At 37.1% G+C, this 26,380-nt stretch carries 31 protein-coding genes; 17 read left to right on the top strand and 14 right to left on the bottom strand.

Annotated features, from left to right (window positions below):
* Positions 1-28: 28 nt before the first annotated feature.
* Positions 29-1,252: a type II secretion system F family protein gene (locus tag ACOWPH_RS15785; RefSeq protein ID WP_015216327.1), complete on the top strand. Its 1,224-nt coding sequence runs from the start codon at positions 29-31 to the stop codon at positions 1,250-1,252.
* 72 nt (positions 1,253-1,324) lie between these two features.
* Complete coding sequence (locus ACOWPH_RS15780) at positions 1,325-1,885, top strand: hypothetical protein (protein WP_015216326.1); 561 nt, start codon at positions 1,325-1,327, stop codon at positions 1,883-1,885.
* Between the two features lie 7 nt (positions 1,886-1,892).
* On the opposite strand, the gene bioU is transcribed toward ACOWPH_RS15780, so the two are convergent.
* Positions 1,893-2,888 carry a (S)-8-amino-7-oxononanoate synthase BioU gene (bioU, locus tag ACOWPH_RS15775; RefSeq protein WP_015216325.1) on the bottom strand — a complete coding sequence of 332 codons (996 nt, stop codon included), beginning with the start codon at positions 2,886-2,888 and terminating at the stop codon, positions 1,893-1,895.
* Positions 2,889-3,004: 116 nt separating this feature from the next.
* Here bioU and ACOWPH_RS15770 point away from each other — a divergent pair, with 116 nt between their 5' ends.
* The 6 genes from ACOWPH_RS15770 to ACOWPH_RS15745 all read left to right on the top strand — a co-directional run bounded on the left by ACOWPH_RS15770 (position 3,005) and on the right by ACOWPH_RS15745 (position 6,126).
* Positions 3,005-3,274: a hypothetical protein gene (locus ACOWPH_RS15770; protein WP_015216324.1), complete on the top strand. Its 270-nt coding sequence runs from the start codon at positions 3,005-3,007 to the stop codon at positions 3,272-3,274.
* 16 nt (positions 3,275-3,290) lie between these two features.
* Positions 3,291-3,689 carry a type II toxin-antitoxin system VapC family toxin gene (locus ACOWPH_RS15765; protein WP_015216323.1) on the top strand — a complete coding sequence of 133 codons (399 nt, stop codon included), beginning with the start codon at positions 3,291-3,293 and terminating at the stop codon, positions 3,687-3,689.
* Between the two features lie 6 nt (positions 3,690-3,695).
* Positions 3,696-4,034, top strand: a complete 339-nt coding sequence (locus ACOWPH_RS15760) for a XisI protein (RefSeq protein WP_015216322.1) — start codon at positions 3,696-3,698, stop codon at positions 4,032-4,034.
* 94 nt (positions 4,035-4,128) lie between these two features.
* Complete coding sequence (locus ACOWPH_RS15755) at positions 4,129-4,842, top strand: hypothetical protein (protein WP_015216321.1); 714 nt, start codon at positions 4,129-4,131, stop codon at positions 4,840-4,842.
* A 204-nt stretch (positions 4,843-5,046) separates the two neighbouring features.
* Positions 5,047-5,499: a hypothetical protein gene (locus ACOWPH_RS15750; protein WP_015216320.1), complete on the top strand. Its 453-nt coding sequence runs from the start codon at positions 5,047-5,049 to the stop codon at positions 5,497-5,499.
* 15 nt (positions 5,500-5,514) lie between these two features.
* Positions 5,515-6,126: a PIN domain-containing protein gene (locus tag ACOWPH_RS15745; RefSeq protein WP_015216319.1), complete on the top strand. Its 612-nt coding sequence runs from the start codon at positions 5,515-5,517 to the stop codon at positions 6,124-6,126.
* Between the two features lie 98 nt (positions 6,127-6,224).
* On the opposite strand, the gene ACOWPH_RS15740 is transcribed toward ACOWPH_RS15745, so the two are convergent.
* The 5 genes from ACOWPH_RS15740 to ACOWPH_RS15720 form a co-directional block, all read right to left on the bottom strand.
* On the bottom strand, positions 6,225-6,368 hold the full coding sequence (locus ACOWPH_RS15740) for a hypothetical protein (RefSeq protein ID WP_171815810.1): 144 nt from the start codon (positions 6,366-6,368) through the stop codon (positions 6,225-6,227).
* Positions 6,355-6,582: a type II toxin-antitoxin system PemK/MazF family toxin gene (locus tag ACOWPH_RS15735; RefSeq protein ID WP_242043126.1), complete on the bottom strand. Its 228-nt coding sequence runs from the start codon at positions 6,580-6,582 to the stop codon at positions 6,355-6,357. The genes ACOWPH_RS15740 and ACOWPH_RS15735 overlap by 14 nt, the downstream gene beginning before the upstream one ends.
* A gap of 94 nt (positions 6,583-6,676) precedes the next feature.
* The gene (locus ACOWPH_RS15730) at positions 6,677-6,853 is read right to left on the bottom strand and encodes a hypothetical protein (protein ID WP_015216318.1); all 177 of its coding nucleotides are present in this window, start codon (positions 6,851-6,853) and stop codon (positions 6,677-6,679) included.
* A 189-nt stretch (positions 6,854-7,042) separates the two neighbouring features.
* Complete coding sequence (locus ACOWPH_RS15725) at positions 7,043-7,366, bottom strand: DUF5615 family PIN-like protein (protein ID WP_015216317.1); 324 nt, start codon at positions 7,364-7,366, stop codon at positions 7,043-7,045.
* A gap of 1 nt (position 7,367) precedes the next feature.
* Entirely contained in the window at positions 7,368-7,586 is a 219-nt protein-coding gene (locus ACOWPH_RS15720; RefSeq protein ID WP_015216316.1) for a DUF433 domain-containing protein, read from the bottom strand.
* 137 nt (positions 7,587-7,723) lie between these two features.
* Between ACOWPH_RS15720 and ACOWPH_RS15715 the strand changes: the two genes are divergently transcribed.
* Positions 7,724-7,978 (top strand): hypothetical protein, encoded by a 255-nt coding sequence (locus tag ACOWPH_RS15715; protein WP_015216315.1) that lies wholly within the window; start codon positions 7,724-7,726, stop codon positions 7,976-7,978.
* Positions 7,979-8,036: 58 nt separating this feature from the next.
* Positions 8,037-8,321, top strand: a complete 285-nt coding sequence (locus tag ACOWPH_RS15710; protein ID WP_015216314.1) for a type II toxin-antitoxin system RelE/ParE family toxin — start codon at positions 8,037-8,039, stop codon at positions 8,319-8,321.
* A 151-nt stretch (positions 8,322-8,472) separates the two neighbouring features.
* Here ACOWPH_RS15710 and ACOWPH_RS15705 read toward each other — a convergent pair whose 3' ends face one another.
* Entirely contained in the window at positions 8,473-9,216 is a 744-nt protein-coding gene (locus tag ACOWPH_RS15705) for a response regulator transcription factor (RefSeq protein ID WP_015216313.1), read from the bottom strand.
* 154 nt (positions 9,217-9,370) lie between these two features.
* Here ACOWPH_RS15705 and ACOWPH_RS15700 point away from each other — a divergent pair, with 154 nt between their 5' ends.
* Both ACOWPH_RS15700 and hetI read left to right on the top strand, forming a co-directional pair.
* Entirely contained in the window at positions 9,371-10,456 is a 1,086-nt protein-coding gene (locus ACOWPH_RS15700) for a YheT family hydrolase (RefSeq protein WP_015216312.1), read from the top strand.
* A gap of 35 nt (positions 10,457-10,491) precedes the next feature.
* On the top strand, positions 10,492-11,211 hold the full coding sequence (gene hetI, locus ACOWPH_RS15695) for a 4'-phosphopantetheinyl transferase HetI (RefSeq protein WP_015216311.1): 720 nt from the start codon (positions 10,492-10,494) through the stop codon (positions 11,209-11,211).
* A 70-nt stretch (positions 11,212-11,281) separates the two neighbouring features.
* Here the strand turns inward: hetI and ACOWPH_RS15690 are convergent, their stop codons facing one another.
* Entirely contained in the window at positions 11,282-11,485 is a 204-nt protein-coding gene (locus ACOWPH_RS15690; protein ID WP_015216310.1) for a hypothetical protein, read from the bottom strand.
* Between the two features lie 282 nt (positions 11,486-11,767).
* Between ACOWPH_RS15690 and ACOWPH_RS15685 the strand changes: the two genes are divergently transcribed.
* Positions 11,768-13,678, top strand: a complete 1,911-nt coding sequence (locus tag ACOWPH_RS15685) for an acetate--CoA ligase family protein (protein ID WP_015216309.1) — start codon at positions 11,768-11,770, stop codon at positions 13,676-13,678.
* 55 nt (positions 13,679-13,733) lie between these two features.
* Here the strand turns inward: ACOWPH_RS15685 and ACOWPH_RS15680 are convergent, their stop codons facing one another.
* From ACOWPH_RS15680 to ACOWPH_RS15665, 4 genes are all read right to left on the bottom strand, one after another.
* The gene (locus tag ACOWPH_RS15680; RefSeq protein ID WP_015216308.1) at positions 13,734-14,777 is read right to left on the bottom strand and encodes a 3-deoxy-7-phosphoheptulonate synthase; all 1,044 of its coding nucleotides are present in this window, start codon (positions 14,775-14,777) and stop codon (positions 13,734-13,736) included.
* A 276-nt stretch (positions 14,778-15,053) separates the two neighbouring features.
* Positions 15,054-16,715 (bottom strand): alpha-amylase family glycosyl hydrolase, encoded by a 1,662-nt coding sequence (locus ACOWPH_RS15675; protein WP_015216307.1) that lies wholly within the window; start codon positions 16,713-16,715, stop codon positions 15,054-15,056.
* Positions 16,716-17,035: 320 nt separating this feature from the next.
* Positions 17,036-17,413: a DUF1823 family protein gene (locus ACOWPH_RS15670; protein WP_015216306.1), complete on the bottom strand. Its 378-nt coding sequence runs from the start codon at positions 17,411-17,413 to the stop codon at positions 17,036-17,038.
* 365 nt (positions 17,414-17,778) lie between these two features.
* Positions 17,779-18,222, bottom strand: coding sequence for a hypothetical protein (locus tag ACOWPH_RS15665; protein ID WP_015216305.1), 444 nt, complete (start codon positions 18,220-18,222; stop codon positions 17,779-17,781).
* A 317-nt stretch (positions 18,223-18,539) separates the two neighbouring features.
* Here ACOWPH_RS15665 and ACOWPH_RS15660 point away from each other — a divergent pair, with 317 nt between their 5' ends.
* Positions 18,540-18,833, top strand: coding sequence for an acylphosphatase (locus tag ACOWPH_RS15660; protein WP_015216304.1), 294 nt, complete (start codon positions 18,540-18,542; stop codon positions 18,831-18,833).
* Positions 18,834-18,883: 50 nt separating this feature from the next.
* On the opposite strand, the gene ACOWPH_RS15655 is transcribed toward ACOWPH_RS15660, so the two are convergent.
* The gene (locus tag ACOWPH_RS15655; protein ID WP_042465273.1) at positions 18,884-19,699 is read right to left on the bottom strand and encodes a dienelactone hydrolase family protein; all 816 of its coding nucleotides are present in this window, start codon (positions 19,697-19,699) and stop codon (positions 18,884-18,886) included.
* A 235-nt stretch (positions 19,700-19,934) separates the two neighbouring features.
* Here ACOWPH_RS15655 and ACOWPH_RS15650 point away from each other — a divergent pair, with 235 nt between their 5' ends.
* The 3 genes from ACOWPH_RS15650 (at position 19,935) to ACOWPH_RS15640 (ending at position 22,876) form a co-directional block, all read left to right on the top strand.
* Positions 19,935-22,040, top strand: a complete 2,106-nt coding sequence (locus ACOWPH_RS15650; RefSeq protein ID WP_015216302.1) for a M3 family metallopeptidase — start codon at positions 19,935-19,937, stop codon at positions 22,038-22,040.
* Positions 22,041-22,112: 72 nt separating this feature from the next.
* Positions 22,113-22,454 carry a hypothetical protein gene (locus ACOWPH_RS15645; RefSeq protein WP_015216301.1) on the top strand — a complete coding sequence of 114 codons (342 nt, stop codon included), beginning with the start codon at positions 22,113-22,115 and terminating at the stop codon, positions 22,452-22,454.
* Positions 22,451-22,876 (top strand): HNH endonuclease, encoded by a 426-nt coding sequence (locus ACOWPH_RS15640; protein ID WP_015216300.1) that lies wholly within the window; start codon positions 22,451-22,453, stop codon positions 22,874-22,876. Before ACOWPH_RS15645 ends, ACOWPH_RS15640 begins: the two co-directional genes overlap by 4 nt.
* A 300-nt stretch (positions 22,877-23,176) precedes the next feature.
* On the opposite strand, the gene ACOWPH_RS15635 is transcribed toward ACOWPH_RS15640, so the two are convergent.
* Positions 23,177-26,251: a CHAT domain-containing protein gene (locus ACOWPH_RS15635; protein WP_015216299.1), complete on the bottom strand. Its 3,075-nt coding sequence runs from the start codon at positions 26,249-26,251 to the stop codon at positions 23,177-23,179.
* Between the last annotated feature and the right edge of the window lie 129 nt (positions 26,252-26,380).

The raw sequence follows: 26,380 nt of genomic DNA, 5'->3' as shown, positions 1-26,380 counted from the left end.
CAATCACCAATCACCAATCACCAAATCTATGCCAACTTATCTCGCTCGTATTCGTGACTCTGAAGGAAAATCTCGCACAGAGAAATTTGTTGCTGATTCCTTAACAGATGCTCGGACTGATCTCAGGAATAAAGGTTTTGTTGTTCAAGAGTTAAAAGAATCTCAAAGCTTGGCTTCAATCCTTGATTTTAAAAAATTTCAGAATTCTTTAGTGAAAGTTTCTGTTAAAGATAAAGCTGTTTTTTCCCGTCAATTTGCTGCTTTAGTAAATGCAGGTGTAGCTATTGTCAGAGGATTAGGGGTACTTTCTGAACAGTGTAGTAATCCTAAACTTAAACAAGCTCTGATTGAGATTTGCGCCGATGTTCAAACTGGAGTTAATCTTTCAGATTCCATGCGTAAACATCCTGACTGTTTTGATGGTTTGTATGTCAGTATGGTTCAAGCAGGAGAAATAGGCGGTGTACTTGATGAAGTATTAAATCGCCTAGCCAAATTATTAGAAGATGTAGCTCGATTACAAAACCAAATTAAATCAGCACTATCTTATCCTGTAGTAGTAGGTTTTTTAGCTACTGCTATCTTTGTGGGTATGACTGTTTTTCTGATTCCCATTTTTGCCAACATTTTTGACGATATAGGAGTAGAATTACCTCCTTTAACACAATTTTTGATGACCTGTAGTAAAATACTCCGAAGTTGGTGGTCTTTAGCGATCATCGGTGCTTTTATGGCATTATCGTTTGTTTATAAACAGTATTACAAAACCCGTATTGGCAAGGAAAATATTGACCGTCTTTCTTTAAAAGTACCTTTGTTTGGTGACTTGATTCAAAAATCGGCAGTAGCTCGTTTTAGTCGGACTTTTGGTTCTCTAACTCGTTCAGGAGTACCAATTCTAACTTGCTTGGAAATCGTGCGGGATACATCAGGAAATCAAGTGGTTGCTAATGCCATAGATGCAGCCCGTTTAGATGTTCAACAAGGAGGTATGATTAGTACTGCTTTGCAAAAAGATGCAGTTTTTCCCGCTATGGCAATTCAGATGATGAGTATCGGAGAAGAAACTGGGGAATTAGATGCTATGTTGATGAAAGTTGCCGATTTCTATGAAGATGAAGTAGAACAAGCAGTTAAAGCACTAACCAGCGTTTTGGAACCTCTAATGATTGTAGTTCTTGGGGGTATGGTTGGTACAATTTTGTTGGCAATGTATCTGCCTATGTTTAAGGTATTTGAAACCCTGGGCTAAGAAGTCAGTTATCAGTGAACAGGAAACAAACTGATAACTGAAATAATTGATAACTGAAATAACTAAAAAATTATGTCTGTACAAAAATCTTTTTATGAAAGTAGTTTGGCGGAGTATAGTAATCATGTAGCTGCGATCGCACTCCTCAAACAACACCGTCCCTATTTAGAAATGATTCCGAGTCTGCGTCGTCCTGCTGAAAGTGTCATCACTATCCCTTTACCCATAGTCCGTCTCCGTGATATCGAGACTAAAACCTCACAGACTTTATGTTTACCCTGTGATATCGCCATTTTGATGTGTGACCCAGAATGGAAAATCAAAACCGGCGCGGAAATATTACTCTTTATTCATCGTCCTCACGAAGACTTTTCCGACTTATTGAGACGTTGGCGACAATCTCAAGTTTGGTTAGACAAGGACTATGAATGGTTAATGCACCCCCGTCACAGTCATATTTTAAGTGATGGTGCTAATACTATTTATCCTCTATTTGTGATTTTCAATGAAACCTCAGAACGCATTCAAAGAGGTTTGGTGGGTGCTGAACTGCCTTTTGTAATTCAAGCACCACCAGTTTTATTTGAGGAAGAAGTTGTCGAATCTTATTCCTCAGAAATTCCACCAACTTAGGAATCACCTATTTTACAAACTTAGGCATAATTTCCGCAGCGGTGAATAAGCCAGAAATGCCTCGTTGATGTAATTCTTGACCAGCTTTGAGATAACCAAAAGCAGGACCGCACACATTAGCAGCCATACTGGTTTCATCGCCTAAAGTAAAGGTGTGAGTAGAAATTTTCCCCTCAAAAGTGCGTCCGGTAATTTTCACATTGGTACTCAAGGGCTTTTTGGGGTTGCGGGTATCCACTACACCACCAACAGTGACTCTATCCCGTGAACAAATTCCCGCTATTTCTAACATCACATCATCAGCGTGTTCCATATTTTCCAAGGTTAATACGCCGTTGGTTTTATCTAGTAATGCTTCTACCTCTGCGTCAGTCATAGCCCTAGCTGTTTCTACACTATAACCAGGCATATGGCCTATATCTTCCCGAACCGTGGCGCGGTAAGCTTCCCAGTTAGCAATTCCCACACCAAAGGTAATTACTACATTGTGAATTTCGGCGTAACTTTGGGCGGCTAAAGCAGCAGCAGCGGTTAATAGTCCAGGGGTAGCACCACAGCCTGTCATGTAAGTAATTCCTGCTGCTTGCAGTTCATCTTTCATTCCTAAAAGTTGTTCTACTGCACTGGTGCGTTTAATAGCATCCACTAGCACACCTTTCCAACCGGTTTGAATGAATTGTTTAGCAACGTTGGGGATAAAGTCGTTAGGAAGATTAGGTAAAGCCAGGAAATAACCATCTACAGCGTCACCTGTGGCTTGAATTAAATCTTGAATACTGTTATTGCTTAATGTCCCAACTGGTTCTAAATAACCCACTGTACCCTGTTTTCGGTAGGTGGTGATGCAAGCATCGGTGTTTAAGCCTTCGGTGTAGTAAGCATAGCCTTTTTGGTCTGCGGCTGCAACTAAGATCATTTCCTGTTTGCTGGAAAGGAGTTTTGCGGCTGCTTGGCCGAGTCCGCCAAAACCTAAGACTCCGACGCGGATAGGTTGTGTGTTCATAGTGATTTTTCTGTGTTGGTTAATGGTTATAAAGGTTAATTATGCTTTATTTTTCTGGGTTCTCAAGTAGAAAAAGCTATAATTACTTGAACGTTATTTAAGGTAGCTTAACAATTGTGAGCCAACTATTAACCCTGGAACTGAACGATGACGTTTATACAGTTTTGCAGCAACAAGCTAGTGCTGTGGGACTTTCAGTAGCAGAATTAGTTGCTGCTTCCCTAAGTCGTCAGTATAGTTTGTCAGTTAGTCCTAAATCCGATGCTGAAGAAGCACGTCAGCGTTTGCTTGGCTATGCTGGTGTAATTAGTCTGGGTTACGCTACAGGTACAGATAATGAAAGCATTGATGCTGATCTGGCTAAGGCTTATGATAATGACTTATAAGGTATAAATTATAATCGTGTTACTTGATACATCAGGGTTGCTCTGTTTTCTCCATCAAGATGAAGCTCAACACAAAACAGCAGTTGGGTTAATTTCTAATTATAACGGTCGTTTTATCACACATAACTATGTTCTCGCTGAGTTGATAGCTTTGACATTAGTTCGACGTTTTCCGCGTTCAACGGTGTTAATGTATTCGTTGGAATTAATGGAAAATCCAAATGTAGAGATGATTTGGGTTGATGAAATTTTGCATCGGGAAGCAATGGATTTATTGTTAGTTCGACAAGATAAAACATATTCTTTGTGTGATGCTATCAGTTTTGTGTTGATGCGGAAGAAAGGAATTAGGGAAGCTTTAACCACTGATAAACATTTTGAGCAAGAAGGGTTTACTCGTTTATTGCAATCTTAAACTTAAATGCATTCCTTGACTATTCAATATCGTCAAATTATTCAGAAAATTCTCGAAGAATATGCTGATTTTCTTGGCAATGATGAACAGGTGAAAGTTGAATTGGTGTTAGATGAAAATAATGATCGTTATTTATTAGTAGAAACTGGTTGGGAAAATGGTTATCGGATATATGGAACTTTATTACATCTTGATTTAATTGATGGTAAGGTTTGGATTCAACATGATGGCACTGAGGAGGGTATTGCTAATGATTTGGTTGCTGCGGGAATACCAAAATCACATATTATTTTAGGTTTTAAAGCGCCTGAGATTCGGAAATATACGGAATTTGCTGTTTCTTAGGTAAAAATTTGTTAGTCACAGGTTAGACTGATCGCGTATTTGTGTACTATAAGGAACAGGGGTGAGTGTATGATTAGTTTACTTTAAGGAGATTATGGACAACATAGTAACTCGATTCCATCTAAATGCTGGTCCTCTGCACAATCAAGCAAAAAATTACTACTACGTGAATTCTAAGTTTCACGACAGCGGAATAACTGATGCAATTCCGGCTATTTTATTTTCAGCTATGTCAATTGAGGCATTTATAAATGAATTACCGGAACTAGCTACAGCATATACAACACCAGAAGAAGAACCAGAGGATTTTGCAAAAAAACTTGCAGCACTATTAACTACAGTTGAGAAATCTAACGGACAAATACAACTCAAGCTGTTGGTAACTTATATAGCTATTTCAGGTGAACCACCAAAATTAGGTACTAAAACTTACCAAAATTTTGTTAATCTATTCAAATTGCGTAATGAGTTAGTTCATCTTAAGCCCCAAGATGAATATGATTTAGACCTTGATGGTGATGATTCCCCTTCTTCAAAGAGGAAGCTTGTAGAAAAGCTAAAGCAATCAGGACTAAATATTTTTCGTGAACCAAGCACTTACAAAGATCCTGCTGGTACAAATAAAGATTGTCCTTTACCTTTATTGGAATTGATTAGTACACATCATGCCGCTAAATGGGCTTGTAATACAGCGGCTAACACAGTTCAAGAGATTGTAGAGAAGATGCCTAATTCAAAATTAAAAGATTACTTAAAAAGGAATTATACTAATAAGTATTTTCAATTAATAGAGAGCGATCTCATTTAATGTAGAGTTGAAAGCGATCGCATTTTATGGATGTAGAGTGAATAGCGATCTTATTTCTGGTGTAGGGTAAGAGCGATACCTTCTGTAAGCTTCGCTATCGCATTATCTGATGTAGAGTGAGTGCGATATCTACGATGGGCTACACCTACGCTTATCATTTATAATTAAAATATTATAACCTTCAATGTCACAAGGATAAAAAAAATGGACACTACAAAACTGAGTGGCACAACAATAGAACTATCAGATATTACAGCTTGGGATAAAAATGGACAGAAACTGTTAGTATCAAAAGTTAGAGCTAGAGATATTGTAGAAGACATTACCGGAAAGGTTGAAGATATTCTCAAGTTTGAGTATGAACACAATAGAGTGATAATTCCTTATGCTATGACAGCTACCCGTGAAGAAATTAAATTTTTTCGATGGGATGGGGAAAAGTTAGAAGATGTCTACACTTTCCCAACTCATGAAGTTTTGTCTGAATATGATCCAGAATTTAGTCATAAAAAGAGGATTTTTGAATATTATTTAGAAACATTAGTTGAAGGATGGTTAAGAGATTTAGCTGATAACTGGAAAACAGATAATCCTCCAAAATCAGAAGAACTAACCCAGATAGGTTTTGTAAAGAAAATTTATGATGCAACACACTAAAAGTTAGTAAATTTAATGATTACGCTTTACATAGAAACTAATTTTTTTATTGATTTTGCGAAAAACCAAGATCAAGATACTGAGAATTTAGTAAATCTCCAATATCCTGAAGTAACAACAAGAATTAAAATAGTAACTCCTGCAATTTGTTGTATGGAATCTCTTTGTGTATTAAAAAAAGAGCGAAACAGAAGTAATTGGTTTAGTGATAATTTACAGGATGAAGTAAGAAAACTCAAAGGAGATGTTAACTCTCAATACTCTAGAGAAATTAAACGATATTTAGAACAAGCAATTATTAAAAATAATGAGAGAATAAATGAGATTAATACTCGTCTTTTTGATGTTTTAGAATGGGCTAAAAATTCTGTAGAATTAATACAATTAAAACCAGATATACTCAGTAAAAGTCTAGAAAATTTACTTATTAATGATCCTACAGACAATTTAATTTTACATTGTATTCTTGATCATGCCAAAACATCTTTAAGTAATCAAAAAGTTTTTTTAAGTGGAAATTCTGACGACTTTGGTACAAAAGAGATTAAAGGAATATTGCAGGAAAGAGGTATAAGATATTTTGTCAAGACGGGAGATTTTTTAGGGTGGTTAAATTCACAGCTTTAATTATCGGGTAATATCGCATTTCTGATGTAGACTGAGAGCGATCGCATTATTGATGTAGAGTGAGGAGCGATACCTTCGGTAAGCTTCGCTAACGCATTTTATGGATATAGAGTAAACAGTGATCGCATTTCTGGTGTAGATTTAGGAGCGATACCTTCGGTGCGCTTCGCTAACGCATTTCTGATGTAGAGTGAGTGCGATCGCATTTTTGATGTAGAGTGAGTGCGATTATTCAGCATCATCTTGTAAATCAAGTGCGAATTTAATCGCTTGCTGAATTTCTAGCATAACTTCTTCTGGGAACTTGCCTAATTTTCGCTCTAGTCTTACCGTTGGAATAGATCCAATACCTTGAACATTCGCTATAAAATCTCGTTCAAGAAATTGTAGTCGAGGTAGTGCAACCTCATAAAAACTTCCCCGATTTTGGGTAGTTAGTGGTACATAAATAACCAAAGCTCATGGTGGGTCTGGGTCATTACGGGATACAATCACAATTGGGCGTGTTTTTGCTGCTATACCCAAATCAGCAAGCCAAATTTCACCAAGTTTAGGGTTCATCTAACAAATCCAAAACTTCCTGCTCTACTGTACGGGTTCTGAGAATATCTAAAACATCCTGATCTGCCATTTCGATGATTTCTAGAATACAATGGCGAACTTGTTCTGCTACAGCAGGTTTCCAGTAACTTAACTTTGTATTTAGTTCTTCAATTAAAGCATCCATAATAATTTTGTATACTTCTAACTATCAATATTAAACTAATTTTCAACCAAAGTACATTTCTAATTAATATAGATAAAAGAGCGATATATTTGGTGCAGTTATCTACGCATTTCTGGTGTAGAGTGAGAGCGATACCTTTGGTAATCTTTGCTAACGCATTTCTGATGTAAAGTGAGAGCGATATCCTTATCATTCAAGACTAACAACTACAGCTTGACCTTTCACTACTGTAGATAAAATATCTAAAATCTTTGGAACTAAAGGTTTAATGTCCATTAATCTATTAGAAGATGCTTGTAAAACAACTACAGCAATATTGAACTGAGACAAATTTTGCTGAAAAGATAAATTCCTATCAACCGTAATAAAAACATCAAATTCTTTTTCTACTAAAGCCAGTAGTTTACCATTTTTAGTTCCCGCCCATCCCATTTGAGGAACTGTTTTGACTTCATAACCTACAAATTCTTTAGCTAACTTGCGGTCAATACATTCATCTAGAACCAGTTTCATCCTAAGCTACCTTACTAATCATTTGTTTTCCTGCTTCCTCTAGAAATGTAATTACTTGCTCTCTAGTAACCGTGGGAAAACCATCTAAAAAATTATCTATTGAATCTCCTGCTGTCAAATAATCTAAAAGTGTTTGTATAGGAACTCTTGTCCCAGTAAAAACAGGAGTACCACTCATGATTTCAGGAGACACACTTATAACTGAGGAATGGTTAGACATGGTGTTTTATATCTTCAGGTGATATTCTTAGTTTAGCTGATAATAATTAAGTTTTTAGACTTACAGACGCTACGCAAACGCTAACGCATCATTTGATATACAATAATATCTAGAAACCTTTCCCAAAATATACGGTTATGGCGATAGTTGTTTCCCTGAGTCCAGAATTAGAAGCTCGACTGCGAGAGAAAGCAGCACAGCAAGGACAAGATATTAGTTTTGTTGCGGCTGAATTGCTGGAGAATATCCTAGACTGGGAATTACAAGACTCAGAAGCAGCTATTAAAGCTATCCAGCAAGGGTTAGAAGACTTTGAAACTGGTCGTTTTCGTTCCTTTGATGATTTTGCTAACGAGCAGCGTCATAAGTATAACCTGCCAGCAGATTCATGAAATACCGTATTGAAATCTCTAGCACAGCAGAAGCAGAAGCAGACAAAGCATTTTTACAGTGTCTCAAATAACTTCTCCTGAAAAAGCAAACCAGTGGTATGCAGATTTATTAAGATTAATTGAGTCTTTATCACAAATGCCAAAGCGATGTTCTTTAGCTAGAGAAAATGATTATTTGAGTCAAGAAATGCGTCAGATAATTTATGGAAAAGGACGCAACGCATACAGGATAATTTTCACAATTATAGACGGAAAGGAAGTTTCTACAGTTCGTATTCTTCATATCCGTCACGCAGCACAGCAGACAATTGGTGAAGCACCAGATGAATCTGATGCAACATAAATTAGAGAGAATTGCATTTCTGGTGTAGAGTGAGAGCGATTATTCAGCATCATCCTGTAAATAAAGTGCGAATTTAATCACTTGCTAATCATGACAAAGCAGGGGCGCAATTTTCACGCCCCTACGATGATGAGGTAGATTTCGTTAAATGTTACTCAACTACTGTAGCGGCAGTTCCCTCATGAGACGGTGGTAGACTGGGTAACTCCAGACAGTATCCCGCACCATATACCGTCTTAATATAGCGAGGATGACGAGGATCTGGTTCGAGCTTAGTCCTTAAGTGGCGAATATGCACCCGAATTGTTTCAATGTCATCATCAGGATCGTAACCCCAAACTTCTCTGAGGATTTCGCTAGGGGAAACTGTCTGACCGTGGCGCTGAAGCAAGCAATGAAGTAGCTCAAATTCCAAATGAGTCAATTTCACAGTGTCATTGAACCAAATGGCCTCAAATCTTTCTGGAACGAGGGTAAGAGGCCCATAGTTGAGAATCTCACTGTGCTTGGCTGCTTGGGGAATGCGGTCAGTCCGACGCAACAAAGCCCGCACTCGCGCTAACATTTCTTCTACTTCAAAAGGCTTGGTCAAGTAGTCATCTGCGCCAGCATTGAAACCTTCAACTTTATATTGAGTTTGGCTTAACGCCGTCAACATCAAGACAGGAATTTCAGCCGTGCGCTCATCCCGACGTAAGCGTTGGCAAATGGTAAATCCATCTACTCTGGGTAACATGAGATCGAGCATGATCAAGTCGGGTTGCAGCTGGAGGGCCAGCGCCTGACCTTTAATGCCGTCTTCAGCTTGACTAACATCATAGCCAGCCATTTCTAAGTTGACAGCAACGAGTTCTGAGATCGCTGGGTCATCGTCTATGACAAGAATCCTCGGCATTCTTAAAAAATTATGACTACTTATTTAAGGATAAATAAGAACCTTTGTTATATGCAAAGATTATTATTTTGATTATTAAAAGATTTGAAATCTAACATAAATATTAAGATTAAAGGACTACGAAATCAAGATCAATTTACGCGAAATTTTATCTATGATGTGTGACTCTACCTACAATCCGCCTCATTTTTTGCGAAATGGTGTGGCCATGACTGCTTACACCGCCTTATGGGGAGGACGTAATTGGCAAAGTACTACTCTACATCCAGAGCCACTTTATCAGAAAGTAATCTTCACAGGTGGGCAGGGTGTGCCAATTTTTGGTTGGGTCGCTATCCCCAAAAATGCTCATAGCACAATTGTTGGCACGTATGGCATTACAGGAGAGTTGGATCAGCAGTGGTTTTTGCGCCTATTGGGACGAAAAGCCTACGCTCAAGGGTATGCTGTGGTGTTATTTGATTGGCGGGCGCATGGGAAGACAGCGGAATTATCTCCAACTCTCACTTCGGATGGGTTGTATGAAGGAGAAGATTTTGTCCACATTGCGGCTGCTGCTGCGGCTATGGGCTGTCCTAAAAAGTTTTGGTTTACGGGATATTCATTAGGGGGGCAATTGGCGTTGTGGGGGCTGAAAGCAGCTGTAGATTTGACTAGAAGCGGAGATTTAGGAATTAAAGAAAGTGACATTGCTGGGGGGGCGGTAATTTGTCCAAGTTTGGATTCATTGCGATCGCTCACTTACCTAATCACTACACCCTTTGGTAAGTACGTAGAACCACGCATCGCTAGAGAATTAAAAAACCTCGCTTGGAAACTTCATAATACTCATCCTGGCTACTTTGATGCAGATGCTATTAACCGCGCCAACAGCATTTGGGGATTTGATCAAGAACTGGTAATCGCACGTTTGGGTTTTGACTCTGTAGAAGCATATTATGAGGCCAGCAGCGGTTTACATCTGTTACCTAAATTATCAAAACCAACTTTAATTCTTTACGCGGCAGATGATCCATTATTTGATCCTGACATTGTTCCCGATCTAAAAGCAGCTAGCTCTAAAAACCCTGCCATAGATTTGTTACTTACCTCCTACGGTGGTCACGTAGGTTATATAAGTAGTAAAAAGTGTCAACGTCAATCCCAAGACTCTGATCAATGGTGGGCTTGGAATCGCATTTTACAGTGGATAGGAGATAGACATAGTAATGAGTTAGAAGTGCTAAATGCTGAGTGCTGAGATAGTAAATAAGCAGAGAATAAATACAATCACGAATGACTACGTTTAATCATATTTGGCTACCTGCTCCTAAAAATTTAATTTTGTCAGCAGATCATGTGCATATCTGGAAAATAAACCTCAACCAACCAGAATCACAGATACAATCTTTCCGAGAAACTCTATCTAGTGAAGAGATCGCTCGCGCTGAACGGTTTTATTTTCCTGAACATCGTCAGCGGTTTATTGTTGGTCGCGGTAGTCTTCGCGCTATTTTAGGACGGTATTTAAGTGTAAACCCCTCACAAGTAGAGTTTGATTATCAACAACGTGGAAAGCCTACTTTAGCAGCTAAGTTTGCCGATAGTAGGGTATTTTTTAACTTGTCACATTCTCAAGATTTGGGTTTGTGTGGAGTAACTTACCAGCGATTAATTGGGGTAGATTTGGAATATATTCGCCCTATGTCGGATTTAGAAAGTCTTGCTAAACGCTTCTTTTTACCAAAAGAATATGAGGTAATTAAATTACTCTCTCCCGAACAACAACAACAGGTATTTTTTCGTTACTGGACTTGCAAAGAAGCTTATTTAAAAGCAACTGGTGATGGTTTAGTTCAGCTGGAACAGGTTGAGATTGATTTAACACCCTCAGAATCGGCTCAATTGCTTGTATCGGGAGATTGGGGTTTAAAGGAACTAGTTCCAGCAGATAATTTTGCTGCTGCGGTTGTTGTGGCTAATGATGATCTAAATTTTCAATTTTGGCAATCATAATTTGCTTTAATATCCAGTGCGGATAGTTTAGTCTAATTGATAAATCCTCTTTTCAATCGCTAATGACAAATTAATAAATTTCATGTCTATAAAGCAAGTCTATCAAAAAAAGACGAGCTTGTTCTAGTGATATATGTCTGGGTTTTCCTTGATAAACGATTTGATATTCATCAATCTCTGGCCCATCTCCATATCCAGAAATTAGCTTCCGATGAAATGCTTCTTCTGCAAGTTCTCTAACTTCATTTCTCAGAGCAGCTTCTGTATTATTCATAACATTGCCGTCTCCTTAAGTACTAACATCATTTATATCAAATTGGTCAACCTATTACATCTTTCCCCGGTGATATTTTTATCATTTCTGTCTAGATACTGATTTAAAAAACTTTAATCAAGTTTAAATTACGCCCTAAGATAGCTGACTTTTTGCATAATAGAAGTGGGTGGGAATCGAAAAAATAGTCTAAACCAGTGTAAGTCGATTGAAATTCGAAGACTCTGAGTAATTTAACTTAGAATCAAAATTTTGAGTTCTCTAGCCAAAGGTTAACAATTAATGGTTCAAGACGAAAGCACTGATAGAATTCGCATCAATGCGAGAAGAACTGATGTTTTTGATATTTTCAACTTCAAGTATTATATTGGTTCAAACCCTTATTTAGATACAGGGGCGTTAGTATTTGATTTTGCTTTGACTGAACATCAAGATCCACTACCTATTAAAAAGTATGTTTTAATTATTAGTGATTTTTATCCTTACTTAGCAGGACAAAAATATCAATTATATGCTGATTTATTTGCTCATGTGATCTCCGAAGTGGGCAAATTAGATATGGGGTTGCATCTTAATAATTGGACTATTAAGCCATATCCTTCTTATGTAAGAATTGGTATTCAAGCACTTCATGAACAAACAATTAGAGGAGTAGTTTACTTAGTTTGGGATTGGTTTGAAAGTATTTCTCAAAATGAAGATTTCCCCTTTGAAGAACGGTTAATTAAATTACAAAATAGCTTCCGGGAATCTGTTTATGGTGGATCTACCGTTTATGCTTTATTGCAAGCTGCATATCAACAGGGTATTCCTGCTTTCTATTTATGGGAAGAAGGATTAACGCAATATGGCTATGGGAAAAAACAAATACGTGGAGTAGCAACAACTTTTGATGTTGATAGCCATCTAGATTCAGAATTCACAACCCGGAAAGATGACTGTAAGGAATTTCTACAAAGATTGGGTTTCCCTGTTCCCAATGGTGATATTGTTATTTCTGAAAAAGCAGCTTTAGCTGTAGCGCGAGAAATTGGCTACCCAGTTGCAATTAAACCTGTGGTGAGTCATAAAGGAATTGGTGTAACTGCTGATGTACAGAATGCTAGAGAGTTAAAATCTGCCTATAATAAGGCGATACTAGCAATTCCCAAAGAGGAATCACAGCGGATAATTGTTGAAAAAAGTGTTTTAGGCAAGGATTTTCGGTTACTGTGTGTGAATCGTAAATTTGTTGCTGCTACAGAACTTGTACCAGCATCAGTTGTAGGTGATGGGTATTCAACTATTAGAGAATTAATCAAACGAGAAAATCGCAACCCGAAACGAAGAGATACACCCACCTCACCCATGTGTAAGATTTTGATTAATGAAGGCATGGAATTGTATCTACATGAACAGAGGTTAGGCTTGGATAGTATCGTGAAGAGCGATCGCACTATTTATCTTAGTAAAAGTGCTAATATATCATCCGGGGGTATTAGCATCAATGCCACAAATACAATTCACCCGGACAATATTATCTTAGCCCAAGACATCGCCCAAAACTTTCGCCTCACTTGTCTGGGTATTGATATCATTGCTAAAAATATCTCTAAATCTTGGAAATCTGGTAATTTTACTATTTTAAAAATTAATGCCGCACCCGGTATTTTTATGCACCTTAACCCAGTTAAAGGTGAAATTATTGACGTTCCTTTTCATATTTTATCAACCTTTTTTAAATCTGCTCAAGATGCCAAAATCCCAATTATCACTTTTAATAAAATCAGTCTCACCGAACTACAAGCAACAATTGATCATATTTTATTAAAATATCCTGACTTGATAATTGGTGCTGTATGTAATGAGGGAATATTTATCAATCGGGCAGAAAAAATTTTGCATCAAGATTACAACTACAACGTGCAGACTTTGTTACGTCATCCCCAATTAGATTTACTAATTGCTGAATATTCAGAAGATATTCTCGAAGCCGAAGGAATGCTTTATCAAGGTAGTAATATTGTTATTTTGGATAATCCCAGTGAAACGGAAATGATTTTGCTCAGAGATGCAATAGATGGTTCAATGGCGTTGATTAAAAAAGAAAATAATGTTTCTATTCGCCATAAAGGGTTAATTGAAGATTACACTTTAGATAGAGAAGAAGACTTTCTCAATTTTTATTTGCAGATCATTAGCTCAATTTTCTAATTTTTTTATGCAGAGGAACGCAGAAAAATTGACCTGCGTCTCTGCAAGATGTGATTTATTTGAGTTTAGCGTGAGCAGCTAAAATAATCTTTTCTGTTTCTTCCCAACCAATACATTTATCCGTTACTGAAACACCATATTGCAATTCTTCTCGTTTTCCAGTAATGGGTTGACTACCTTCATATAAATTTGATTCCAGCATCATCCCTACAATTGAAGTATTACCATCAATTATTTGCTGAATCACATTCTCTAATACAAAAGGTTGTTTTCTATAGTCTTTATTGGTATTACCATGACTACAATCAATCACTATTCTCGGTGGTAAATTTGCCGCTTTTAATTGTTCTTCCACTAATTTGACATTATCTATATCAAAGTTAGGTTGACTTCCTCCTCGCAAAATCACATGACCATAGGCATTACCTCTAGTTTGAAATACGCTCACCTGTCCTTTTTGATTAATTCCTAAAAAATTATGTGGTTCCTTCGCTGATTTTAGAGCATTCAAAGCTACATTAATATTACCATCTGTGCCATTTTTAAAACCGACCGGCATAGAAAGTCCACTAGCCATTTCTCGGTGAGTTTGTGATTCAGTTGTTCTGGCTCCAATTGCTGACCAAGCAACCAATTCACTAATATATTGTGGGATGATGGGATCAAGTGCTTCTGTGGCGGTTGGTAATCCTAATTCTGTTAATTTTAATAACAGATTACGAGCAATTAAAATACCCCGTTCTACATGAAAAGAATCATCCATATCTGGATCATTAATTAATCCTTTCCAACCTACAGTTGTTCTGGGTTTTTCAAAATAAACCCGCATAATTAGCAGCAGTTTATCTTCAACTTTATCTGCTAAAAGTTTCAATTTTTCTGCATACTCTATAGCTGCTTTAGGATCATGAATTGAACAAGGCCCAACTACAATAAATTTTCTGTTATTTTGAAAATCAAGAATATGTTCTATTTCTTGTCTGAACTGCAAAATTCTTTGTTCTACAGATTTAGTTAAAGGTAATTTGGCTTTAACTTCATTGGGAGTTAATAAGACGTGGGAACTCTTAATGTTAGTGTTAATTAATTTGTTGATCATGACGACAATCGCTTGATTGCTCTAAGGCTATTTAATGTGTAAACGATTACTATACACATTTTCAAGAAAAAATACAAGTTTCTTTCATGGAAATTAAATAATATTATCAATTTAACTTTTTAGTTATTTTTTATTTAATTTAGTTAATTATTTATATGACTTTTGATGTACAAAATATTTGTTGATGTTAAATTTTATAGTTTTCATCTCTATCAAGGGGGGGTAAATAACCCCCTCTTCAACATAACTACAATGCTGTTGCAGTTATAGTATATTTCATTTGTGCCAGACAAATACTTTGGCTTCATAAGAGCCTAAGTCTGTCATAATAGTATTTTCACCTGCTTCTATATCATAATTACCTGTCCATTCATGCCATGTACCACTAGAGGGAAAATTAGTAATTTGGTAGCCAGCTAAGAAGTCATTAGAGAAATTGGCTACTACTACTACACGAGAACCTTCATCATTCCATCGACTATAAGCGAGAACTTTTGTTTCTGGATTTTCGTGGATAAAATCAATGTTTTCTGTGTATAGTGCATGATTAGTTTTACGCAAATTAATCAAGCCTTTATAGTAATCAAACAAGCTGCGATTTAGGTCATTACCTAGCAAATTCCAATCAATTTTTGATGCGGAAGATTGTTTAGGTTTATATTCACCAAATTCTTCACCCATCCAAATTAAAGGTACACCAACAGATGTCATGAGAATAGCTGCTCCTAATTTAGCCCGCTTTACAGCTTCCTCGTCAAAAATATCACGATTAGCCAACTCAACCATCAGATGATCATGGTCATGATTAGTTAAGTAATTAACAACATTGGTTGTCCCCATGAAGCCTTGACGTTTACAGTCAATAACATCTTTGAGATTTTCTAATTCAAAGACATCACCGCAAATATGTACTGTAATTGTGTGCCGGAAACTATCATGCCAGCAACCATCCATTGGCCCATCTTGATTAGTGATGCTGGGAGTTTCTGGAATATGTTCAGCGATGTTATAAAAAGGCTTAACACCAGCAGCATTTCGATTTTCCTGAACAATCCAATGCATGAAATCATAGTTGGCGATTTGTCTAGCGGCATCATAACGAATACCATCTATATGATATTGTTCAATCCAAAAACGGATTGTATCACCAATAAATTTTCTGGCAGGATAAATATCTAAATTTTTGTCATAATGTTCGTAATTAAATTCTGGACCCCAATTATTTTCTGGATCACGAGGAGAGTGATGATACCAATAGTCATGGTCTATTTGGGTGAGGGGACTGGATGCTTCTGAGTGGTTGAAAATTCCGTCCATAATCACACGAATGCCTCTGGCATGACACTCGTCTATCATATTTTTTAAATCTGTTGTAGAACCATAACTAGATTCTGTGGCAAAGAAGTGACGGGGATTATAACCCCAACTATAACTACCAGGATATTCTTTTATAGGCATTAACTCAATTGCATTGATTCCTAATTCACAGAGGTAATCTAGTTTTTCGACTACGTGTTTATATTTTCCTCTTGCATAAGGATCATCTTCTCCACCAGAAAAGTCCCCAACGTGCATTTCATAAATTACTAATTCATGATCTGGTGATAAATGTTTATCATCATGTCTCCAAACATATGTATCAGTAATAATTTCCCCATCTTTTATTCTGATCATACCATCATCTTTTCCACCCATCTCATCAATGTTTGTGGCATAAGGATCTGTGACATCAACCCACTGTCCTGGTTCAAAAAACCAGGAGTTTGATTGAACTCGAAATTTATAGCTATAACTTCCGTCTGCTAATTGTACGTTTGTCCGAAAATATCCATCTTTCCCTTTTTCCATTGGTATTTCTTGCCAATTAGAAAAAGACCCCATTAAGGCTACTCCTTTGTTGTAGGGAGCAAATAATTTAAATTCAATTGACTTTGCCATAAAGCTTTTGTTTAGTATAGAAACCTGATATATTCTCTAATACTACACTTTATAGTACAATCATTCTTGGGGAATATTTAAATATGTATGTAATCTAACTTAGGAGGTATATTGGAAATTTATTTTTTTTGTTATTTTAGTAATATTTATAATATTCAGTACAACTGAGTTTCTAGCAAGTAAATATGAAGCTGCATAGAATAAAATATTAATAATTGAACGCAGATAAATCCTGTAACCGGCAAGACCTCAACAGGCTCAGTCTGAGAGGATGTTAGATACCACAGTCCAAGTTTTCAAACATCCTCTAAGATAGAAATTTATTCTATTTTTCCAGTGGTAATTACCATATAACTTAATAACCAATTGGCTGCTGTTGCTCTGCGAGTTTGTCGGGGTCCAAAATCACCGATTTTATAACCTTTAAAACCTAGTTTTTCTTTGAGTAATTGTTTGTTTTCTTGGGGAATAGAACGAGTTAATTTCATAGTTGCAGGACGAGAATCAAGAAAATTTATAGGTTGTGGATATTCATCTCGCCATTCTACGGCTGCTTTACTAGTATCCCATTGTTTATGTGTGGAGTTGTAATGATAACCTAAGTAATACCAAACTAATTGATTAACTGTATCATCATCAATTGTATCGTTGATGATTGCCCAAATTGTTTCTGTGTTAAGTGGTGGTAGGTTAGACATAAGCAATTAAAATGGGTCTGTTGTTATGTGCAGAATAAATACTATCCAGTTGTCCAATACCTTGTCCATTTTTTATAGGTTGGGTTAAGCGACAGCGCAACCCGACGCATTTGTTGGGTTATGCCTCCGGCACACTACGTGAACGTCCCTTAACCCAACCTACAAATCTACAAATCAAGATTTTTTTTCGATTTGGACAAGGCATTGGTTGTCATAATAAATTATTTTCACTACCTGGATAGATTTATGAAGACAGAAATAATTTTATCTTTTTGGAAGTTGATGGAAAGATTTATGGGATACAACCTAGAGATGAATTTGCTAAAAAAGGATCTTTACACTATTCTCACATGGTGTTTTGTCAGCTATGGAGTTATTTTTACGTCTTTAAACAAATTAAAAAGCTCTACGCAAACGGCGGTAACTTGATCATTAGCTATTTGATCATCTGTAATCCATCCGCTGTAAACCCAATTTCCACAAAAGCTGTAATAGGCATCTATTTTATGTGCTTTGTCCCAAATGGAATGAAATTCTATATGATCCAATTTATAAGGGGCGCTCAAGCTAAAAGTGCCATCTTCAGATGATTGTTGCCAAAAACATACATTTATCACTCCATGAATTAATTCTTGTACTTCAGGTATGAAAATTTTAAATCCTTCAAACATTCTTCCGTACCATATTTCTGCTTCAGTATTATTCTCTGGAAAATGCTTTTTCACAATTTCCGACATTTTGAGCAAATACTGCCGAATTTCTAAATTGTTCAGTAATGCTTGTTCACAATGAGATAAATGTTGGTGCATGATATTTTGTCCTTTTATAAGTTCTGCCTAGATTCTTTTGTTATGTTTAGGTTAAAGACTTAATAAACTGTGATGGCTTTGGTACTTCCATAGAAATGATTGTAACTGTTCACACCTTTTTGATATAGGACTCTTATTTGATTTATAAATGGGTTTTAAGATCAAAGCCTTGTCGGGTATGGATTTGAGTCTCAATGTATTTTAAAAATTCAGTGTTAATTTCTCATAGTACCTGTGTTCATAAACTAGGTAAACTGAAAATAGTCAATACTTGAATCAAACAACCTTTTTTCCCTTCTGTATTTTTTCACTAGTTTATGCAAAATTCGACACTATTACCAAAACTAATCCGCGCTCATGTCTTGATTACTGGTCGAGTTCAAGGGGTGGGCTATCGCTATGCCACTTTAGATACAGCCAGCCAGTTGGGGTTAACGGGTTGGGTGAGAAATCTTCCTGATAATCAAGTGGAAGCTGTGTTTGAGGGAGTTGGGGAGGTTGTAGAAGAGATGGTGCGCTGGTGTCACATTGGGCCACCAGCAGCGGTGGTGAAGAACGTTGTGGTTGAGTATGAACAACCGGAAGGGTTGCGGAGATTTGAAGTTCTATAGTTGCACTGGGACGGATACAGTACAATTAGGAACGACGATTGAAGTTAGGTCTAATTACTGGATTTGCTATTTGAACCTGGTGTACGAAAGATTTCTGCAAAAAATTGCCGCATGGCTTGCCAAGAACGCTGCTCCGCAATGGGGTTATAAACTGAGCCTTTGAGTTTATCTTTGGCTGCGGGGTTGGTGAAGGAATGAACTGCTCCACCGTAAGAAATTAATTGCCAGTCTATATTAGCCAGCCGCATTTCTCTGGCAAAGCCGTTTACTTGCTGTTCTGGTACTAGGGGATCATCTGCTCCATGCAGTACCAATACTTTGGATTTGATGTTTTTGGCATCTTCGGGGTTAGGAGTGTCGAGGTTGCCGTGAAAACTAACTACACCTTGGATATTTGCACCACTACGGGCTAATTCTAGGACTGTACCACCACCGAAGCAGTAACCGATGGCAGCAATGCGTTTGGGGTCAGTGAATTGATTTTTTTGTAAAACTTGTAGACCAGCGATCGCGCGATCGCGTAATAATTGTCTATCATCACGATACAATTTCGCTTGCGCTCCTGACTCTTCGGCATTTTTTGGTCTTATACCCTTGCCATAGATATCAGCTGCAAAAGCAACATAACCCATCTTCGCTAATTGCTCAGTCCGTTGTTTGGCAAACGATTGTAAGCCTGTCCAGTCGTGAACCACTAAAACACCAGGACGTTTACTTTTAATTGCGTCATCATAAGCTAAATAGCCTGCTAAAATTGTATTTCCTTGCTTGTACTCAATAGTTTTGGTTCTAATTGCTGCTAACACATCCCCAGGAGTCAACAACATCACCACCGGCGTAAAAAAAATAGAAAGCAGAATTTTCATGAATTTGTAAATACTAAAACACTCATCATGCTTAATTATCCCCACAAAATCTCCAAAAACGACAGCCGCATCATACTGGTTAATGCACAAATTTGGCTTCCGCTTTCCGGCAGATTTTCCTAAATTTAGAAGAGTGCCATTCTAGCAAGCTTAAATTGTGTAGTGAAGGTACATTATTAGTTATATAAATAAAAATCATTGTTTCCCCTATTTATTGGCTACTAACAAAAAAACCATGAGTGCAACTGCTACTATTTCTCAAAGTCCCCTTGTTCAAGGCTGTGGTTTACCTCCGTTTGCAGAGATTACACCGGAGCAAGTAGAACCATCCTTCAGGCATCTGTTAGCAGACCTGAAGCAACAGCTAGATATTTTAGAAGCTAATGTAGAACCAACCTGGAGCGGTTTGGTAGAACCTCTAGAGCGGTTGACAGAAAGGCTACATTGGAGTTGGGGGATACTGAACCATTTAATGGCTGTTAAAAATAGCCCAGAACTACGCATAGCCTATGAAAAGGTTCAGCCGCAAGTAGTGCAGTTTATGAACACTCTTGGTCAAAGTAAGCCTATTTATAATGCTTTTAAAGCCCTCCGCTCTAGTCGTACCTGGGTAACGTTAGAATCAGCCCAGCAGCGCATTGTTGAAGCCGCGATTCGGGATGCAAAATTATCTGGTGTGGGACTAGAAGGAGAAGCCAGAGAGCGTTTCAACACTATTCAAATGCAGTTAGCAGAACTGGCTACTAAGTTTTCTAACAATCTTTTGGATGCAACTACGGCTTTTAGTTTAAGCTTAACAACTAAAGCGGAAATAGAGGGTTTACCAAGTAGTTTACTCAGTCTCGCTGCTCAAGCTGCTCGTGCGGCAGGAGAAGAAAATGCCACTCCAGAAAATGGCCCTTGGCATATCACTTTGGATTTTCCCAGCTATTTCCCTTTTATGCAACACAGCACCCGTCGGGATTTACGGGAAAAGCTTTACAAGGCATATATTACCCGTGCCACCTTTGGGGAATTGGATAACAACCCTTTAATTGACATTATTTTAGAGTTGCGGCAAGAACTTGCTCAGTTAATTGGCTTTCAGAATTTTGCCGAACTGAGTTTAGCCAGTAAGATGGCGAAGAATGTCCAAGCGGTAGAAAAGCTGTTAGAAGAACTACGTCAAGCGAGTTATGATGCTGCTGTTAAAGATTTAGAAGCACTAAAAGCCTTTGCTAAAGCTAAGGGAGCAGCAGAAGCTGATAATTTGCAACATTGGGACTTCAGCTTTTGGGCAGAACGTCAACAGGAAGAGAAATTTGCCTTTACAGCGGAGGAATTGCATCCCTATTTTCCCCTGCCACAGGTGCTAGATGGGTTATTTGGGCTAGTGAAACGGTTGTTTGGGGTGACAGTGACTCCTGCTGATGGTCAAGCCCCTGTGTGGCATGAGGATGTACGTTATTTCCAAATATCTGATAAACATGGTAATGCGATCGCTTATTTTTATCTAGACCCCTACAGCCGTCCTGCTGAAAAACGCGGTGGTGCTTGGATGGATGTTTGTATTCATCGTCGCAAAATCAAAGAAAATGGTATCACCAGCATTCGTTTACCTGTTGCTTATTTGATTTGCAACCAAACTCCCCCAGTTGATGACAAGCCCAGTTTAATGACTTTTGATGAAGTCGAAACATTATTCCACGAATTTGGACATGGTTTGCATCATATGCTCACCAAGGTTGATTATACTGGAGCAGCAGGTATTAATAATGTAGAATGGGATGCAGTGGAATTACCTAGCCAATTCATGGAAAACTGGTGTTACGACCGCCCCACTTTGTTTGGTATGGCTAAACACTACGAAACCGGTGAATCACTACCAGAGCATTATTACCAAAAGCTGTTAGCAGCACGTAATTACATGAGTGGTTCGGCAATGTTGCGGCAAATTCACCTCAGCAGCGTTGATTTAGAACTACACTACCGCTATCGTCCTGGTGGTAAAGAAACTCCCGTAGATGTACGTCATCGCATTGCTAAAACTACTACCGTTTTACCCCCATTACCTGGAGATGGGTTTTTATGTGCATTTGGTCACATTTTTGAAGGTGGTTATGCAGCCGGTTACTATAGCTATAAATGGGCAGAAGTTCTCAGTGCTGATGCTTTTGCTGCTTTTGAAGAAGCTGGTCTAGAAGATGAGGAAGCAATACACGATACTGGTAGACGCTACCGGGATACAGTGTTAGCACTAGGTGGTAGTAAGCACCCAATGGAAGTTTTTCAAGCCTTCCGAGGTAGGGAACCCAGTACTACTGCGCTGCTAAAACATAATGGTTTATTGGCTGCTGTGTAGAATTAGGAGGTTGGGTTACACTGTTGCTAACCCAACAAAATCTTTAAAATCTAGGATTTACGCAATAGAACCATGTCTGAATCAGTGCAGTATATAACGAATACAGAAGGAGATAGAGTTGGTGTATTGTTAAATTTGGAAACTTACCAACAGCTAACCAATTTATCAGCAGATACTGAATTATTGATTGGTTTAAGTCAGGATGAGTTGCAAGCTTTAGCAGAAACTTCTTTGTCTCCTAAAAGTCAGATTCAGTTAGATAAGTTATTAATGAAAAATTCTGAAAATCAATTGTCTAATGAAGAAAGTGAAACTTTAGACAAATTGCTGGCACAGGTTGATCAATTAAATATTCTTAAAACTAGAGCTAGATATACTTTAAACCAACTTCAAGAGAAACCGAAAGTAGCGTGAGTGCTTATATTTCTGTTGAATTAAAAGAAAAAATTCGTCATTGTTTTGCAGATTGTTGTGCTTACTGTCGTACTGCTGAATTTCTAACAGTTACTACCTTTGAATTTGAGCATATCATTCCTCGGTCAGCTGATGGTGAAACAGTGTTTGAAAATCTCTGTTTAGCTTGTCCATCTTGTAATCGTTATAAAGCAACTCGTCAAACAGCAATTGATCCAAATACTCAAGAGGAGGTTAAACTATTTCATCCTCAACAGCAATCATGGATACAGCATTTTACTTGGAGTGAAGATGCTACGGAAATTGTAGGACTTACACCTGTGGCTAGAGTAACAATTTCTGCTTTAAAAATGAACCGTTCACAATTAACTCGTGTACGTAAAATGTGGGTAAAAATGGGCGAACATCCGCCCAATATTTAATATTTTCTAAACCTTTGATTTCGTTCTTTTTAGCATCAATTCCTTGTTTAACAGCTTCACTCAATGCAACTTTAGGGTGGGTTAGCAACAGCATAACCCACCATCAACCATCAATATTCCTGGTGGGTTACGGCGCACAATAATAATTATCTCATCTTTTTCCATGATTGTTTGTTGCGTCTAACCCACCCTACAAACTACTCTTTCCATTGGTATAGTACACACCTAAATTTAGCAATGTTAGTCTCTGCATTAGAAGAATTAGAAGATGAAGATTCTGAAATAAAAATTTAACTCAACTCATAACCCATTACCAATTAAAATAAATGCAGCCCAATAATAAGGATGTTTAAATTCTGTTTTATTAGTATTATTTAATAAGGCAAGTTGTGCTTTTTGTAATGCTTCCGCTTTTGTCACATTTCCTACTTTTAAAAGTGTATAAAATTCATTCATTAAAGCTTGTGTTCCTCCATCAGAAACACTCCACAAAGAAGCCATAGATGCCTTTGCACCTGTGAGTTGAATCTGATAACCTAAACCAAGAATTTCTTGTCCATTTCCTAATTTTTCGCCTAAACCTGTTTGACAAGCACTTAAAACTACTAAGTCTACATTTGGTAAAGACCAATTTTCTATATCTCGTAGTGTTGCTTTTTCTCCATCTCCAAAGATAATAAATGAATTTTCTGGTTCACCAGTTACAAGTAGTCCATGTGTAGCCAAATGAACGATTTTATAATCATTCATTTGGGGAATTGTAATTTTAGGTGTAAATTCATTATCTAATAATATTTTTGTCCCCGGAATTGTTTTAGCTAGGTTTTCTACTTCGACTTTAGCAAATTCTAAACCGCTAAATTCTGCTTGACGTTCAGTTCCTAAGCTAACTGTATATTTTCCTTTTGTAAAAGCTGCTGCTAATGTTTGAAGATTTTTTTGAGGTTTGTTATCTAATTTTGTCAAACTTGCAGCCGTGATATTATTAACAGTATATCTTTGTGCTAACCAATTTTTGCCATCATACAATGCTGCTAAAGGAATATATCTTAAGCGATCATCGGGAGCATAAATAATAACTTTTGCCTCAGCTTGTTTGAGGTCATTTTCGATGGGTTGAATGAGATAATTATATAATTTATTAGCTGTTGGTTTTACATCTTTTCGGGTATTAGTTAATTCTTGTCTAAATTGTGTAATCAGTTGATTTAATTCGGCTTTTTTAATTGGTACTGTCCGATGAATAGGTGGAGAATCTGCACTAACTATGACTAGTTCCAATCTATCATCTAAAACTAAGGGATAAAGTAATACTGCTTTTTGATTTAACTGTCTTAAATTATCCCGAATTGAGTTAAGTTGACGGAGGTTGATATTTTCTTGTCCTGTGCTGATAGATAATTGCTGTACTAATGAAACTACAGATGGACTTTTGATAAATTTATTAAATTCGGCTGTAATTGTTTGCTCTGATTTCACTAATTCAGCAATGCGTTTTTCTTGGGTAGCTGTGCGAGATTTTTGGGGAATTTTTCGCAGTTCTGTCAGTTCTTTACCCAAGGATATGGCTTTATCTTGAATAGCACTATATTTTTGAGTAATTTCTTGTTCTTGGGGTTTTAGGGGTAATTTATTTGGGGAAATGGTGGTTATTTTTTCGGGATTTCTTTGGTTATTATTAGATATATTATTAGTTTTTTGAGGACTTCTTTGACTGTTACCAAGAAAATCAGTTACTTCTTGGATTTTCAATAAATCTAAAACTTCCTGCGCTTCTGCTGGACGATTTTGCTGAAGTAATAAGTCTGCGAGTTTGCGGTATCTCTCAGAAACTGTTTCTGTATAGGATTTTTGAATATTTGTGGGGATAACGCGTAAATTTTGACGAATGGTTTCTGTGAGGTTTACCGATTGTTTATAAAATGCGATCGCTAATTGTGGTTGTTTTTGAGCAGATAACACATCTCCAGTAAATTTTAAAGTTGCAGATTCACTAACTTTATCACTAACTTCTCGATGTATTGTTAAAGCTTGCTGATAGAATTCTAAAGCCTTTTCATTCTGATTTTGTTTCTGGTAAATTTGTCCTAAATTACTAATTGTTACACCTTCACCAGTTCTATCTCCAACTTCTCTATAATTAACTAAAGCCTGTTGATTTAATTCAATTGCTTGGTCATATTTACCTTGATTTTGATAAATACGTCCCATATTATTGAGAGTAACAGCAATCCCTGATTTATAATTATTTTCTTTGTATATATTTAAAGCCTGTTGATATAAACTTAACGCTTGCTCATATTTACCTAAACCAAAGTAAATTTGTCCAATGTTGTTGAGATTCAGTGATTCACCTTGAAATTGAAAAGAATCTTTGCCAAATGCATCACCAACATTAGCACGATTAGTAAGTTGTTGTAATGCCTGAGGATTATCACCTAAAGCATTATAAAGTAACTCAATCTCCTTTTTAGTTGTACCTTTGTACTCACCAGTCCGCAGTTTTTTGTAAATAGTTGCAGATTTTTCGGCAAATTCTAAGGATTTTTGATATTGACCTAAACTAAAATAAGCACCTGCAAAGTTATTGAGGATTGCAGCTTGTGTCCCATAATAAATAGAACAACAGTCTTGGAGAGTATTTTCCGCTTGCTGATAAGCATCTAGTGCCTGGGCATAGTTGCCCAAATTAACATACACTACTCCTATATTATTCAAAGTTTGCACACTACCAATGCGATCGCTCTCTGTTTTTTGAACTACTAAACTTTGCTGATAGAAATCGAGTGCTTTTTGATACTGTCCTAGTCTAAAATTAACTGCACCAATATCAGTCAGAATAATTGCTTCACTGGTAGAATAACTGGATTCTTTTGGTTTAGCGGCTTTGAGTTCTTTGAGAATAGCTAAACTAGATTGATAAGACTCCAGCGATTTTTGGTAATTACCAAGATTGAGATAAACTTCTCCCATGTAAGAAAGGGGTATCCATTCATTTTCTCTATCTTTGTTTTTTTTGCGAATCTCTAAAGCTGGTTGGAAAAATTCCAATGATTTTTGATATTCTCCTTTTCGCAGATAAATATAGCCAATATTAACCAGACTATTAGCTTCTCCTGCTGTAGCTTTATATTTTTTGAAAATGGTTAACGCTTGCTTGAACATTTCTAAGCCAGCGTTTAATTCACCCAAACCTACTAAGTCTTTATAAACTAAACCTTCCCCATTATTATTGAGATTAATGGCCTCAATAATAGCTTCTTCGGATGTTGGTGTTGGTGCTTGTGATAGAACTGTTTCTGAAGGATAAACAATCAAATAAGGCGAACTTAAAGCAATCAAAGCAGATATAGTAATTAAACGAAATTTTATCATATTGGTAATTGGTAATTTGATATAGCAGGGAACAGAAGAAAAAATATTCTTCTTTCTTTCTAACTCCGAACTCCGAACTCCGAACTCCTGACTCCTGACTCCTGACTCCTGACTCCGAACTCCTGACTC

It is taken from the genome of Anabaena sp. PCC 7938 (assembly GCF_049315035.1).
Lineage (GTDB): Bacteria > Cyanobacteriota > Cyanobacteriia > Cyanobacteriales > Nostocaceae > Anabaena > Anabaena cylindrica.
Note: the sequence above shows the minus strand (reverse complement) of the source record. Positions and strands in the feature narration are given on the sequence as shown.